At 74.4% G+C, this 14,318-nt stretch carries 12 protein-coding genes, 2 tRNA genes and 1 other RNA gene; 7 read left to right on the forward strand and 8 right to left on the reverse strand.

All coding sequences use genetic code 11. From position 1 onward, the window contains the following. Positions 1-14 precede the first annotated feature (14 nt). Positions 15-482 (forward strand): MSMEG_6728 family protein, encoded by a 468-nt coding sequence (locus tag ACZ4M5_RS26330; protein WP_467740271.1) that lies wholly within the window; start codon positions 15-17, stop codon positions 480-482. Positions 483-539: 57 nt separating this feature from the next. On the opposite strand, the gene ACZ4M5_RS26335 is transcribed toward ACZ4M5_RS26330, so the two are convergent. The 3 genes from ACZ4M5_RS26335 to ACZ4M5_RS26345 form a co-directional block, all read right to left on the reverse strand. Next, positions 540-686, reverse strand: coding sequence for a hypothetical protein (locus ACZ4M5_RS26335; protein WP_467740272.1), 147 nt, complete (start codon positions 684-686; stop codon positions 540-542). A gap of 92 nt (positions 687-778) precedes the next feature. Next, positions 779-1,000 (reverse strand): hypothetical protein, encoded by a 222-nt coding sequence (locus ACZ4M5_RS26340; RefSeq protein ID WP_333931599.1) that lies wholly within the window; start codon positions 998-1,000, stop codon positions 779-781. A gap of 149 nt (positions 1,001-1,149) precedes the next feature. Beyond that, positions 1,150-1,237: transfer RNA gene (locus ACZ4M5_RS26345), tRNA-Ser, on the reverse strand. A 73-nt stretch (positions 1,238-1,310) separates the two neighbouring features. Between ACZ4M5_RS26345 and ffs the strand changes: the two genes are divergently transcribed. From ffs to ACZ4M5_RS26375, 6 genes are all read left to right on the forward strand, one after another. Then, positions 1,311-1,405: signal recognition particle sRNA small type (gene ffs / locus ACZ4M5_RS26350), an RNA gene on the forward strand. Between the two features lie 101 nt (positions 1,406-1,506). Beyond that, positions 1,507-3,879 (forward strand): DNA polymerase III subunit gamma and tau, encoded by a 2,373-nt coding sequence (locus tag ACZ4M5_RS26355; protein WP_467740273.1) that lies wholly within the window; start codon positions 1,507-1,509, stop codon positions 3,877-3,879. Positions 3,880-4,001: 122 nt separating this feature from the next. Further along, positions 4,002-5,252, forward strand: a complete 1,251-nt coding sequence (gene purD / locus ACZ4M5_RS26360; RefSeq protein WP_467740274.1) for a phosphoribosylamine--glycine ligase — start codon at positions 4,002-4,004, stop codon at positions 5,250-5,252. A 372-nt stretch (positions 5,253-5,624) separates the two neighbouring features. Continuing rightward, a complete protein-coding gene (locus tag ACZ4M5_RS26365; protein WP_467740328.1) occupies positions 5,625-7,598 on the forward strand; it encodes a hypothetical protein in 1,974 nt (657 codons plus the stop codon). Positions 7,599-7,998: 400 nt separating this feature from the next. Continuing rightward, the gene (locus ACZ4M5_RS26370; RefSeq protein ID WP_467740275.1) at positions 7,999-9,477 is read left to right on the forward strand and encodes a N,N-dimethylformamidase beta subunit family domain-containing protein; all 1,479 of its coding nucleotides are present in this window, start codon (positions 7,999-8,001) and stop codon (positions 9,475-9,477) included. A 69-nt stretch (positions 9,478-9,546) separates the two neighbouring features. Further along, positions 9,547-10,446: a phosphoribosylaminoimidazolesuccinocarboxamide synthase gene (locus ACZ4M5_RS26375; RefSeq protein ID WP_467740276.1), complete on the forward strand. Its 900-nt coding sequence runs from the start codon at positions 9,547-9,549 to the stop codon at positions 10,444-10,446. 50 nt (positions 10,447-10,496) lie between these two features. On the opposite strand, the gene ACZ4M5_RS26380 is transcribed toward ACZ4M5_RS26375, so the two are convergent. From ACZ4M5_RS26380 to ACZ4M5_RS26400, 5 genes are all read right to left on the reverse strand, one after another. Continuing rightward, positions 10,497-10,572 (reverse strand) — tRNA-Gly (locus tag ACZ4M5_RS26380). Positions 10,573-10,594: 22 nt separating this feature from the next. Next, a complete protein-coding gene (locus tag ACZ4M5_RS26385) occupies positions 10,595-11,218 on the reverse strand; it encodes a response regulator (RefSeq protein WP_467740277.1) in 624 nt (207 codons plus the stop codon). Next, entirely contained in the window at positions 11,215-12,486 is a 1,272-nt protein-coding gene (locus ACZ4M5_RS26390) for a sensor histidine kinase (protein WP_467740278.1), read from the reverse strand. Before ACZ4M5_RS26390 ends, ACZ4M5_RS26385 begins: the two co-directional genes overlap by 4 nt. A 22-nt stretch (positions 12,487-12,508) precedes the next feature. Then, positions 12,509-13,312 carry an ABC transporter permease gene (locus ACZ4M5_RS26395; protein ID WP_467740279.1) on the reverse strand — a complete coding sequence of 268 codons (804 nt, stop codon included), beginning with the start codon at positions 13,310-13,312 and terminating at the stop codon, positions 12,509-12,511. After that, positions 13,309-14,280 (reverse strand): ABC transporter ATP-binding protein, encoded by a 972-nt coding sequence (locus ACZ4M5_RS26400; protein WP_467740280.1) that lies wholly within the window; start codon positions 14,278-14,280, stop codon positions 13,309-13,311. Before ACZ4M5_RS26400 ends, ACZ4M5_RS26395 begins: the two co-directional genes overlap by 4 nt. Positions 14,281-14,318 lie beyond the last annotated feature (38 nt).

Here is a 14,318-nt window from a genome sequence, read left to right on the forward strand (position 1 = left end):
AGCGCCGACGACGGATGCAGACCTTCCTCCCCTACGCGGACTTCGAGGAGACGGCCCTCGCCCTGGACCGCCGCAGGCTCGGCAAGCAGCGGGTCGAGGCACTCCAGGTGCTGCGCGGCCTGGTCGTCCCGGACTACGGCTGGCGCAACCACCCCGCGGTGCGGATGTGGGTCGGCTACGAGGAGGCCCTGGTCCGCTACGGCCTGGAGATCTGCCGGGTCTGGCGGGAGCGGGGACACCAGGACACCTGCGCCGCTACGATGGTGGCCGATCTCGCGGCGGCCCGCCCGCACGCCCCGATCCGCGACCAGTCCGCTCTGGCAGCCGAGGGCGAACTTCCGCCCTGGCTGGGCGACGGCCCGTTCCACCGCAGCCACCGCTCGGCCCTGGTCCGCAAGGACCCGGAGACCTACGCGGCGCTCTTCCCGGGCGTCCCGGACGACCTGCCGTACGTCTGGCCCGACTCGGACCGCCGGCCGTAGACGTCCGTCACGGGCGCGGGAGCGGTGGAGCCGGGGCGGCGCACTGCGCCGGCGGTGCTAGGCGGCCCGGCGGCGCTTGGCCGGGGCGGGCTGCGGCGCCTCCTCGGGCAGGAACATGTCGTCCTCCCCGAAGTCGGGGGCCTGGAAGGGGTCCGTCGCCGGCGGCGGGGACGCTGCGGCGGAGCGGCTGGGGTGCCCTTCCACGGCGGAGAACAGCGAAGTCGATTCGATGAGAGGTCTCTTTTCCTGAGCGGGCCCGCGAGGGGCCCGTGCGTGCCGTGTCCCGGCACGGAGGACTACAGCTTGGTCATCTTGGCGTAGGGGCTCGGGATCCGCACGGGCGCGGAACCGAAGTCCACGAGCGCCGCGATTCCGTCCTCGATGCCGATGACCCGGCCGAGGCCGTACATGTCGTGGGTGACCTGGTCTCCCACGGCGAAGTGCTTGGGGGCCGGTGCGACCGGGGCCTTGAAGGGGCTGGTCGGCAGATGGCGCTTCGGAGCTGAAGGCTTAGTCATTGCCCCCAGTATGCGGCCAACGGCGCTCGGCGCACCGCCCCTGCCTGTTCCGGATCTCCCGAGGACGACGACACGGACACACCACGCAGCACGTCGAAGGGCCCCACCGCGAACGGTGGGGCCCTTCGACATCGTGCCCGGTGAGGCACTGGCGGAGGATACGAGATTCGAACTCGTGAGGGGTTGCCCCCAACACGCTTTCCAAGCGTGCGCCCTAGGCCTCTAGGCGAATCCTCCGCCGGAAACATTACATGACCGAGAGGAGTGCTCGCGAACTCGTTCCCTGCCCCCGACATCAGGTAGCCTTGGCGCAGCCCCTCACGCGGCGCTATCTGACTGAACTCCCCCAGGGCCGGAAGGCAGCAAGGGTAGGTCGGCTCTGGCGGGTGCGTGGGGGGCGTCTGCGTTCCGCGGCGGCCCGGGCTTCCTCCGGGCTCTCCGCCCCGCCCCCGGCTTCGTCTCCGGGTCGGGGCCCGATGTCACCGGCCGCCTATAACCTCGTAGGCGTGTCGTCTCTCGCTCTGTACCGCCGCTACCGCCCGGAGACCTTCGCCGAGGTCATCGGGCAGGAGCATGTCACCGACCCGTTGCAGCAGGCGCTGCGCAACAACCGGGTCAACCACGCGTACCTGTTCAGCGGGCCGCGCGGCTGTGGCAAGACGACCAGCGCGCGCATCCTCGCCCGCTGCCTGAACTGCGAGCAGGGCCCCACGCCCACCCCGTGCGGCGAGTGCCACTCCTGCCAGGACCTCGCGCGCAACGGCCCCGGCTCCATCGACGTCATCGAGATCGACGCCGCTTCCCACGGAGGCGTGGACGACGCCCGTGACCTGCGGGAGAAGGCCTTCTTCGGGCCGGCCCGCAGCCGGTACAAGATCTACATCATCGACGAGGCCCACATGGTCACGTCGGCCGGCTTCAACGCGCTGCTGAAGGTCGTCGAGGAGCCCCCGGAGCACCTCAAGTTCATCTTCGCCACGACCGAGCCCGAGAAGGTCATCGGGACGATCCGCTCCCGGACCCACCACTACCCCTTCCGGCTCGTCCCGCCCGGCACCCTGCGGGAGTACCTCGGCGAGGTCTGCCAGAAGGAGGGCATCCCGGTCGAGGACGGCGTGCTCCCGCTCGTGGTGCGGTCCGGCGCCGGATCCGTGCGGGACTCGATGTCCGTGATGGACCAGCTGCTCGCCGGTGCCGCCTCGGACGGTGTGACATACGCCATGGCCACCTCCCTCCTGGGGTACACCGAGGGCTCGCTGCTCGACTCCGTCGTCGAGGCGTTCGCCACCGGAGACGGGGCCGCCGCCTTCGAGGTCGTCGACCGGGTGATCGAGGGCGGCAACGACCCGCGCCGGTTCGTCGCCGACCTGCTGGAGCGGCTGCGCGACCTCGTGATCCTGGCCGCCGTGCCGGACGCCGCCGAGAAGGGGCTGATCGACGCCCCGGCCGACGTCGTCGAGCGCATGCAGGCCCAGGCGGGCACCTTCGGGCCCGCCGAGCTGAGCCGCGCCGCCGACCTGGTCAACGCGGGCCTCACGGAGATGCGCGGCGCCCACTCGCCCCGTCTCCAGCTCGAACTGATCTGCGCCCGCGTGCTGCTCCCCGCCGCCTACGGCGACGAACGGTCCGTCATGGCCCGCCTGGACCGCGTCGAGCGCGGCGTGAGCTTCTCCGCGGCTCCCGCGGGGGGCGTGCCCATGGGATACGCCCCCGGGCCGCAGGCCCATGCGCAGCCCGCCGCGCCGGTGCCGCCCGGTGGCGGTCCTGCCGCGGCCCGCGCGGCGGTCCGGACGCCCGGCGGCCCCGGCGCCCCCGCCGACCAGGGCAGCGGCGGTCCGGCGGCCCCGGCCCCGAACGGCCCGGGCAACCCCGAGGGCCACGCCCCGGCCGCGCCCGCCGACACCCCCTCCGCCCCCGCGTCCGGCCATGGCGGGGGGGCCGCGCAACCCGCGCAACCCGCGCCGCCACCGCAGGCCCCGGCACCCTCCGCGCCCGCCCCCACTCCCGCTCCCGGCGCGTGGCCCACGGCCGCGTCCGCCGGTGGCGGCCGCCGCCCCGGCGGCTGGCCCACCGCCACCCCGGGCACCCCCGCCTCCGGCGCCCCGGCCACGGGCCCTGCCGGGTCGAGCACCCCCGCGCCGAGCACCCCCACGCCCGCGCCGCAGCCGCAGTCCACGTCTCCTGCGCCGGCCGCGCCCCAGGCGGCTCCCGCCGCGCCTCCCGCCGCGCCTCCCGCCGGGGGGCTCGACCCGCGCATGCTGTGGCCGAACATCCTGGAGGCCGTCAAGAACCGCCGCCGCTTCACCTGGATCCTGCTCAGCCAGAACGCCCAGGTCACCGGCTTCGACGGCACGACCCTCCAGCTCGGCTTCGTGAACGCGGGCGCCCGGGACAACTTCCTCAGCAGCGGCAGCGAGGACGTGCTGCGCCAGGCACTGGGCGAGCAGTTCAACGTGCAGTGGAAGATCGAGGCGATCGTCGACCCCTCGGGCGGCTCCGCGCCCCCGGCCCCCGGTGGCCCGGCGGGCTTCGGCGGCGGCCCGGGTGCGGCCCCGGCCCCGGGAGGTTACGGCGGCTCCGCCACGGCCACCGGCTCCAGCACCTACGGCGGCGGCTCCGGCGGCGGTGGCGCCACGGCGACGGCCCAGCGCCCCGCCCCCGCGCAGACGGCCGCCCCGGCAACCCCCGCCCGGCAGTCCGCTCCCGCGCCCTCCGCGCCGGTCCCCCAGCCGTCCGCCCCCCAGCGGCGCCACGTCTCCGTCGAGGAGGACATCCCCGAGGACGACGACCCGGACCTGGACGAGTCGGCCCTCTCGGGCCAGGAGCTGATCGTCAGGGAGCTGGGGGCGACCGTGGTGGAGGAGTTCACCAACGAATAGCGGGCGTCGCTTCCGGCAGGGCCCCCGCCGGCGTGCCGTTCGTAGGATCCTCCAAGCCCGTTCGTCCCGGGCTTCGGAAGCCCGCACAAAGGAGAACCGGCGGCTGCCGTTAGGCTGACCCCGTGAAGGTCCTCGTCATCGGCAGCGGCGCCCGCGAACACGCCCTGTGCCACTCCCTGTCCCACGACCCCGACGTCACGGCGCTGTACTGCGCCCCCGGCAACGCCGGCATCGCCGAGGTCGCCGAGCTGCACCAGGTCGACGCCCTGGACGGCGCCGCCGTCACCGCGCTGGCCACCCGGCTCGGCGCGGAGCTCGTGGTCGTCGGCCCGGAGGCGCCGCTCGTCGCCGGTGTCGCCGACGCCGTGCGCGCGGCGGGCATCCCGGTGTTCGGCCCCTCCGGCGAGGCCGCGCAGCTGGAAGGCTCCAAGGCCTTCGCGAAGGACGTCATGGCGGCGGCCGGAGTGCCCACGGCCCGGTCGTACGTCTGCACGACGGCGGAGGAGGCCGAGACCGCCCTCGACGCCTTCGGCGCCCCCTACGTCGTCAAGGACGACGGCCTCGCCGCCGGCAAGGGCGTCGTCGTCACCGACGACCTGCGCACCGCCCGGGAGCACGCCGCCGCCTGTGAGCGCGTGGTCATCGAGGAGTACCTCGACGGCCCCGAGGTCTCCCTGTTCGCCGTCACCGACGGCGAGACGGTCGTCCCGCTCCAGCCCGCCCAGGACTTCAAGCGCGCCCTGAACGGCGACGAGGGTCCCAACACCGGCGGCATGGGGGCGTACTCGCCGCTGCCCTGGGCCGATCCGAAGCTGGTCGACGAGGTGCTGCAGACCGTGCTGCAGCCGACCGTGGACGAGATGCGGCGGCGCGGCACGCCGTTCTCCGGGCTGCTCTACGCCGGTCTCGCGATCACCTCGCGCGGTGTGCGCGTCATCGAGTTCAACGCCCGCTTCGGCGACCCGGAGACCCAGGTCGTGCTGGCCCGGCTGAGGACGCCGCTGGCCGGTCTGCTGCTGGCCGCGGCCACCGGCACCCTCGCCGACCTGGAGCCGCTGCGCTGGAGCGACGACGCGGCCGTGACCGTGGTCGTCGCCTCGCACAACTACCCGGGCACTCCCCGCACCGGCGACCCGATCACCGGACTGGACGAGGTCGCCGCCCAGGACGCCCCGCACGCGTACGTGCTGCACGCCGGCACCAGGCAGGAGGGCGACGCCGTCGTCAGCGCGGGCGGCCGGGTGCTGTCCGTCACGGCCACCGGCAAGGACCTCACGGAGGCCCGCGACCGCGCCTACACGGCCGTGGCGCGCATCCGCCTCGACGGTTCCCAGCACCGTACGGACATCGCCGCGAAGGCGGCCGGCGCGTGACCGCCCAGCGGCCGGCGTGCTGACCGCCACCGGCCGCGTCCCAGCCGGGCGGACACCGCCCGTCCGATCGCGATGAACCCCGCAGGCCCCGGATCCGTCTCAGGATCCGGGGCCTGACGTGTACCGGAAGGTGTCGGCGCGGGGTGACCCGATCGTTGTGCCGTCCGTCATCAGCTCTCCCCAAAGCCATTCCATCGAGTGACCGATGCCGTATCCGGCTGACGGGGGGAGGAGCCCCAACTATGGTGCCGCGCAAGCGTTCCGGCACTTGGCCCACCGGCATTGCGATGTCAGTGACGGGTGCCACAGTGGGGGAGTGAGCAAGGGAAGCGTCAGGTCTACGGGGAGGGGGTGAGGTCGGTCGTGACCGGAATGGGTGTGGAGGCAGGGGCGCAGGCCGCACGGGCGCGGGCACTGGTCGTGCTGCGCATGCGCAGCCGTGCGCTGGCCGTCGCCCTGCTGCCCGCCGCCGTCGCCGTGATCCTGCTGGCGGGCGCCGCGGGCGACCGTCTGGAGGGTCCCGGGTGGGACGCGGCCCGCTGGGCCCTGACGCCGGTCGCGGCGCTCGTCCTGCTCGCCGCCGGCGGGATCGCCCTGGTGGTGGCCCGCGCCCGGCCCGCCCTGAGCCCCACCGTCCCGATCGCCGAGGAGGCTGCCCCCGACCTGTACCGGATGGTGCGCGACCTGGCCGACCGCCTCGACGTCCCGGCGCCCTCCGCCATAGCGCTCACCCCGGACTGCGACAGCTGGCTCGAGGACCGGACGCATCCGGCCCACGGCCCGCCGCCGGCCGAGGAGCACGAGGACATAGCGGGCTCCGGACGGCACGCCCACCGCAGGCAGCCGGTCGCCCCGGTCCTGGTCATCGGCTCCCCGTTCCTGTGGTGGATGCGCGTCGGCGAACTGCGCGCGGTCCTCGCCCCGGTCGTCGCCGGTACGGGCCCCTCGGCCCACCCGGACATAGCGGCCGCCCGTCGCTTCGTCCGCGGCCTGGACGCCGCCGTCGCCGTGGCCTCGGCGCCCCGGCGCGACCCGGTGACCCGGGCCGTGCTCGCGGGGGTCGGCTGGGTGGCCCGGGCTCTGCTGCGCAGTTGCCGCGGACACGCCGCCGAGATGGAGCGGGGCGTGGCGGCGGCCGCCGCGGAGCGTGCACAGGCTGTGGACTACGGGCTGCGGATCGTCGCCCAGGAGCAGGTCGGCCTGGCGTACGCGGGCTGGGACCGGTTGCTGACCCGGGTCGCGCTGCCGGCCTGGCGGATGGGCCGCTGGCCGTCCCGGCTGGACGCCGGTGTGGTCGCGGCGCTCACGGAGCTGTCCCGGCGGGACCGCCTGGCCGAGGGTTTCGCGTCCCGGCTCGGCGAGCGCCCCGCCTGCGACCTGCTCGAGGAGCCGGGCACGGTCGACGAGGCCGCCTCCCTGCTCGCCGCCCGTCTCTTCCACGGCGGCCCGCCCGGATCCGGGCCCGACTGGTCCCCCGTGGCCTGGAGCGAGTACCCGGAGGAGGTCGTGGACCGCAAGTGGCGTCTCGACGCCGCCCGGCTGCACCGGGTCCTGGACGCCATGGGCGTCCGCCCGGCCACCGGTGACACACCCCCGGCCTCCGCGGCTCCGACCCTGTCCCGGGTGCTCGACCACCTCACCGAGCCGGACCCCGCCTGGCCCCCCGGCCCGCCGTGCACGATCACGGCCCCGGGGTACAGTCCGGCCGCTCCCGGAACCGCCCCCGCCACCCCGGCCCCCGCAGCCCCCGAGGCGGGCAGCGGCGCCACGCCGGGGGCCGGCGCCACCGGGCCGGTCCCCGGGTTCACCGGCACCGCGACCGGCAGCCCTGCCGGGACCCCCCGGTCCGGGGACACCGGCGCGACGGCCTTCGCCGACGACGAGGACCTCGCCGACACCACCCCCCGCAGCGCCGCCCTCGCCGCCCGGCTCAGCGCCGAACTGGCCCGCGAGGAGGCACCGCCCGCGCACGCGGCGTCCGCCGGAACCGGCCCGGCGACCACCACCGCGTCCCCGGCGACCGCCACCGCGGCCCCGGGGCCCGACCCCGCGGCCCTCTGGGACGACCGGGCCCTGCCCCTCTTCCCGCTCCAGCCGCCGCGCACGGCCCGCGAGCTGCTCGCCGATCACCTCACGGCGATGGTCTGCTGCGCCGCGATGGACAGCGCGGGTGCCACACCGGGCCTGGACTGGCTGGACGGCCCGACCCTGCTCGTCGAGGGCGAGCGCACGGCGGATCTGGCCCCCAAGGTCCTCACCCTGATCGAGGACGGCAACGCGGTCCCGCTGCGCACCTGGCTCGCCGAGCTGGGGATACGCCCGGAGAAGCCGGTCCGGCTCGGCTGAAGGGCCGGATCCGCCGCGGAGCAGCACCTTCCGCTTCTGGCCAATTCACAACGAACAGTGACGGAACCCGTGCGTCATGTGATGTGCTGGGAGCGTTCACGCGCATGGCAAGGGCGGGTGGAATACGACAAGCACATAAGCGCGCGGGGGCCGCACGCGCCTCACCCGGCCGCGGTCACCGCGGGACCGCAGGGACGGCACGGACCGCCCGGACGGCACGGACGGTACGGACCGCAGGGACGGCCCGCGACGGCACCGGGCCGGTCACCGGCACGGGAACCGCACGCCCGCCACGCGCGCACCGCGCCGCACGACAGGCACCACGTGCACCACCCGCACAGCACCAGAGAGCGCACACCGGCACGCACGATCACGGGGGCCAAGGGGAGGGGAAGCCACCATGGGTTCGGAGCAGACTCGGCGCTGGGAGTCGGGAGCACTGGCGCACGGCGTGACGGATCCCTTCGGGCAGGGTCCGGTGCCCTGGCTGCGCGGCAGCGTGACGTACTTCGACGACACCGGCCAGGTCGTCCCCTGGTACGTCGACCAGGACGCGGCCCCCGGGCGGGCGAAGGGGACCCGCTCCGGCGGCGGCCCCCGCGCGGCCGACGACGTGCGCCTCCAGATCAAGGGCTTCACCTCCACCGGCGCGGTCGCGCCCGGCGAGGCCATCGACTTCCACATCACCGTCGACCCGCCACAGGAGTTCGGCGTCGACATCTACCGCATCGGCCACTACGGCGGTGACGGCGCCGCGAAGATCACCACCAGCCCGCGCCTGTCCGGCATCGTGCAGCCCCCGCCGCTCACCGCCGACCGCACCGTCTCCTGCCACCACTGGTGGCTGTCCTGGCGCCTGCAGGTCCCCTCGTACTGGAACGTCGGGGCGTACGTGGCGGTCCTCACCACCGCCGACGGCTACCGCTCGCACGTGCCCTTCACCGTCCGGCACAACCAGCCCGCCGACCTGCTGCTCGTGCTGCCCGACGTCACCTGGCAGGCGTACAACCTCTATCCGGAGGACGGTCGCACCGGCGCGAGCCTCTACCACGCCTGGGACGGCGAGGGCCGGCTGCTGGGGGAGTCGCAGGCCGCCACCACGGTCTCCTTCGACCGCCCCTACGCGGGCGCCGGCCTCCCCCTGCACGTGGGCCACGCCTACGACGTCATCCGCTGGGCCGAGCGCTACGGCTACGACCTCGCCTACGCCCACGCCTCCGACCTGCACGCGGGCCGTGTCGATCCGGCCCGCTACCGCGGACTGGTCTTCCCCGGGCACGACGAGTACTGGTCGGCCGACATGCGCCGCACCGTCGAGGCCGCCCGCGACGCCGGCACCTCACTGGTGTTCCTGTCCGCCAACTCCCTGTACTGGCAGGTGGAACTGGGTCCCTCGCCCTCCGGCGTCCCCGACCGCCTGCTCACCTGCCGCAAGCGCAGGGGCCCGGGCAAGCCGGTGCTGTGGCGGGAGGTCGACCGGGCCGAGCAGCAGCTCCTGGGCATCCAGTACGCCGGGCCCGTGCCCGAGCCGCACCCGCTGATCGTGCGCAACGCCGGGCACTGGCTGTGGGAGGCGACCGGCGCCCACGAGGGCGACGAGATCGACGGTCTGGTGGCGGGCGAGGCCGACCGCTACTTCCCGCGCACCCCGCTGCCCGAGCACGAGGAGCGGATCCTGCTGGCCCACTCCCCGTACACCGACAAGGAGGGCACGCTCCGCCACCAGGAGACCTCCCTGTACCGCGCGCCCTCCGGGGCCTGGGTCTTCGCAGCAGGAACGTTCGCCTGGTCCCCGGCCCTGGACCGCCCGGGCCACGTCGACGAGCGGGTCCAGCGGGCGACCGCGAATCTCCTGGACCGCATCTGCAAACGCGACTGACCCCGTGTCCGTGACCGGCCTCCCATACGGGAGAATCGAGCCACTTGGACATCACCACGGGGAGGAACCGTGTCCGGATTCGTCGAAAAGCCCGAGCCGATCGAGGTTCCGGGTCTGGTGCATCTGCACACCGGCAAGGTGCGCGAGCTGTACCGGAACGAGGCGGGCGACCTCGTGATGGTCGCCAGCGACCGCATCTCCGCCTACGACTGGGTGCTGCCGACCGAGATCCCCGACAAGGGCCGGGTCCTCACCCAGCTGTCCCTGTGGTGGTTCGACCGGCTCTCCGACCTGGTCCCGAACCACGTCCTGAGCACGGACCTGCCCGCGGGCGCCCCCGCCGACTGGGAGGGCCGCACGCTCGTCTGCAGGAACCTCGAGATGATCCCCGTGGAGTGCGTGGCCCGCGGCTACCTCACCGGCTCGGGCCTCGCCGAGTACAACGAGACCCGCACGGTCTGCGGCCTCGCCCTGCCGGAGGGCCTGACCGACGGCAGCGAACTGCCCGCCCCGATCTTCACCCCGGCCACCAAGGCCGAGGTCGGCGAGCACGACGAGAACGTCTCCTACGAGGAGGTGGCCCGCCAGGTCGGCGCCGACACCGCGGCCCGGCTGCGCCAGGCGACCCTCGCGGTCTACTCCCGCGGCCGGGACATCGCCCGGGAACGCGGCATCATCCTGGCGGACACCAAGTTCGAGTTCGGCTTCGACGGCGACACCCTGGTCCTCGCCGACGAGGTCCTCACCGCGGACTCCTCCCGCTTCTGGCCGGCCGACCGGTGGGAGCCGGGCCGGGCGCAGCCGTCGTACGACAAGCAGTTCGTGCGCGACTGGCTGACCTCGGCGGAGTCGGGCTGGGACCGCAGGAGCGAGCAGCCGCCGCCCGCCCTGCCCCAGCAGGTCGTCGACGCCACCCGCGCCAAGTATGTCGAGGCGTACGAGCGCCTGACCGGCACGAGCTGGACGTGAGGCAGTAGCGCACGAAGAAGCCCCCCGGCCGGAACCGGGGGGCTTCTCACTGGAGCGAACGACGAGGTTCGAACTCGCGACCTCAACCTTGGCAAGGTTGCGCTCTACCAACTGAGCTACGTTCGCATGCGCCGTGGCGCGGGAACCACTATACCCAACCTCGCTCCCGCGCGAGCCGCACCGCCGCGTGCCGGTTCTCTGCCCCGAGCTTGGAGACGGCCGACGACAGGTAGTTCCGCACGGTCCCCTGGGACAGCGCGGCCCGCTCGGCGATCTCCGCGACGGGCGCCCCGTCGGCGGCGAGTTCCAGCACCTCGGCCTCCCGCACGGTCAGCGGCGAGTCCCCGGCGGCGATCGCGTCGGCGGCCAACTCCGGGTCGACGTAACGGTTCCCGGCGTGCACGGTGCGGATGATCTCGGCGAGCCGCTGCGCGCTGACCGTCTTCGGCACGAACCCCCGCACCCCCGCCTCCAGCGCCCGCTTCAAGTGCCCGGGCCTGCCGTGGCTGGTGACGATGAGGACCTTGCAGCCGGGCAGGTCGGTGCGCAGGGATGTGGCGACCTTCACACCGTCGGCACCGGGCATCTGCAGGTCGAGCACCGCCACGTCGGGCCGGTGCGCCCGGGCCATCGCCAGGGCCTCGGGCCCGGTGGCCGCCTCGGCGACGACCATGAGGTCCTCCTCCAGCGACAGCAGCGTGGCGAGCGCGCCCCGGATCAGGTGCTCGTCGTCGGCGAGCAGCAGCCGCACCGTCGTCCCCCCGTCCTTCATCGTGTGATCTCACCCACGCTCGCGTGGGCGTCGGTCGTCCCGGCGGGAGCGGCGGTCGCGGGCAGGGGGATCTCCGCGGTCAGCCGGAAGCGCCCCTTGTCCACCGGCCCGGCCTCCAGCGTCCCGTCGATGCCGGCCAGCCGCTCCCGCAGTCCGGCCAGTCCGGAACCGGCCGGGCCGGACAGGTCCTGCCTGGCCGCGGCGACCCCGTCGTTCTCCACCGACAGCACCACACGCCCCCGCGTCGTCGACAGCCGTACCCGGCACCAGCTTGCGTCCCCGTGCCGCAGGACGTTCGTCGCGGCCTCCCGGACGACCCAGCCCAGAGCGGACTGCACCCCGGCCGGCAGCCCCGCCGGGACCGGCCCGGTGACCGTGCAGTCGATGCCGGCCGCCGTGAGCACGCCCTGCGCCCCGGCCAGTTCCGACCCGAGGTCGGCCTCGCGGTAGCCGCGCACGACCTCCCGCACCTCCCGCTGCGACTCGTGCGCGAGCCGCTGCACCTCGACCATCTGCGCCACGGCCTCGGGCCGCCCGCGCTGGGCGAGCTGCACGGCCAGTTCGCTCTTGAGCGCGATGACGGCGAGGTTGCGCCCCATGACGTCGTGCAGGTCCCGCCCGAACCGGAGCCGCTCCTCGGCGACGGCGAGCCGGGCCCTGGTCTCGCGGGCCTCGTCGAGTTCGTACACGGCGTCGAGCAGCCAGACCGAGAACACGGCCGTGAAGGCGATGAACATGCCGCCGGCCAGCACGATCAGTGCCGTGAAGAGGGCCGTGAGCGGGGAGGCGCCGATGGCGAAGGTGACGATCCAGGTGCCCGCGGCGAAGGCGGCCGCGATGCCGAAGGCGCGCCGCCGGTCGCGGACGCCGAGCGCGATGATGCCGGGACCGAAGATCAGGATGACCCCGAAGACCCCGCCCGCGGCGGTGTCGAAGCCCTCGCCCTCCGGTCCGTGTTCGGCGAGGGCGATCGCGGCGGCGGCGATCACGGCGGTGACGGCGGCCAGCGTCCACAGCAGCCCGGTGGGCTGGGGCCGGCGACCGCGCGTCCAGTCCACCGCCGCCGAGACGGTCACGAAGCAGAGGGTGGCGTGCACGCCCACCACCAGCATGACGGCGGTGCCCAGCCGTGGCCCCAGCGGGGCGACGGAGGTCAGCCCGACGGAGAAGAACTCCATCACCGCGAAGAAGTGGAACGACCACCGGGTGTACGTCTCGACCTTCTCCGGCGTGGTCTTCCGCCGCCACCACCTGCCCGGCCCGCGCATCAGTCAGCCCTTCCCGGTTCGCCTAGCGCCGCGGTTCCCAGCGGAACCTCCGGCGTACAGCAAACACGGCGACGGCGGTCCAGGCCACCGCGACCGCGACCGCGCCGAGCGCCTCAGAGCCGGACAGATCGCCGGTCCAGCCCCCGCGCACCAGGGTGACGACGGGCGTCAGCGGCAGCAGTTCGCAGACGGAGGCCACCTTGTCCGGCAGCAGTTCCAGCGGGACGAACATCCCGGAGCCGACCATCGAGACCATCATCAGCGGCATCGGCGTCACCTGGGCGCTCTCACCGGTCCGTGTGAAGCTCGCGGTGGCCGCGGCCAGGGCGGCACACAGCACCAGCCCCAGCAGCAGGCCCAGGACGGCCAGCTGGGGCGCGGAGGGCGCGGCCACGTCCAGCAGCACGGTGCAGGCCGCCGCCAGCAGCAGGCTCTGCGCGAGCCCGGTGAGCACGGCCGGCAGGGCCGCCCCGGCGAGGATCTCGCCGTCCCGCAGCTCACCGGTGCGCAGCCGCTTGAGGACGAGTTCCTCCCGCCGCACGACGAACGTGCCGACGAGGACGGAGTAGACGGCGAACAGCAGGGAGAAGCCGATCGCGGCGGGCAGCACGAAGGTGCCCGTGTCGAGCCCGGCCTCGGCGAGGTCCATCTCCCTGGCCGCCTGCGAGGCGCTGACCGGCAGCACGAGCGGCACGAACAGCGCGGCGACGAGGGCGCCCCGGGTCCGGCCGAGCAGGGTGAGCTCGGCGCGGGCGAGGGCCGTCATCCGGCTGAGCGGGGTCGTCGCCGCCGTCGCGGGGCGGGGGGTGGTGCCGGTGGCGCTCATGCCGCGTACTCCTTCGTCGTCGTGCCCGCGGCGTGGTCCGCGGAGGCCTGCCGGGCGATCCCGAGGAACGCCTCCTCCAGGGAGGCCGAGCGCACGTCCAGGCGGCGCAGTTCGACGCGGGCCCGCGCGGCCCACGTCAGCAGTTCGGTGGCCGTGCGCTGCAGTTCGTGGGTGCGCAGCCGGACCATCCGGCCGTCGGTCTCGTGGCCGCTCACACCCAGCTCGGCCAGCGGCGGCAGGTCGCCGACGAAGTAGCCGTCGGGCAGTTCGAAGGAGATCCGCGAAGGCTCCGCCGCGGTCACCTCGGCGGGGGTGCCGGTGGTGGCGATGCGTCCCTCGTGCATGATCGCCAGCCGGTCGGCGAGGTTCTCGGCCTCCTCGAGGTAGTGCGTGGTGAGCAGCACGGTCGTGCCTCCGTCGCGCAGGGCGGCGACCAACTCCCAGGTGTCGCGGCGGCCTTCGGCGTCCAGGCCGGTGGTCGGCTCGTCCAGGAAGAGCACCTCCGGGTCACCGAGCAGCGCGAGCGCCAGGTCCAGCCGGCGGCGCTGGCCGCCGGACAGCTGCTTGACCCGGGTGCCGGCCCTGGACTCAAGACCGACCAGCGCCAGCACCTCGGCCGGCGGCCGGGCCCCGCTCACGCACCCCGCCCACATCCGCGCGGTCTCGGCGACGGTCAGCTCGGACGGGAAGCCGCCCTCCTGCAGCATCACGCCGGTGCGCGGCCGTACGGCGGCCCGGTCGGTGTGCGGGTCGTGCCCGAGGACCCGGACGCGGCCCGAGGCCGGCGCCGCGAGTCCCTCCAGCAGCTCGACGGTGGACGTCTTGCCCGCGCCGTTGGTGCCCAGCAGCGCGAAGATCTCGCCGCGCCGGACGGAGAAGCTGATCCCGCGGACCGCCTCGAACCCGCCCCCGTACACACGCCGCAGGTCGGTGACCTCGATCACGTGCTCGTGTCCGTTGGTTTCCATGCCTTCAGCGTTCCGCCCGTACGGGGCCGCGAGCAGTG

The sequence above is a fragment of the Streptomyces sp. NPDC026246 genome (genome assembly GCF_055567995.1).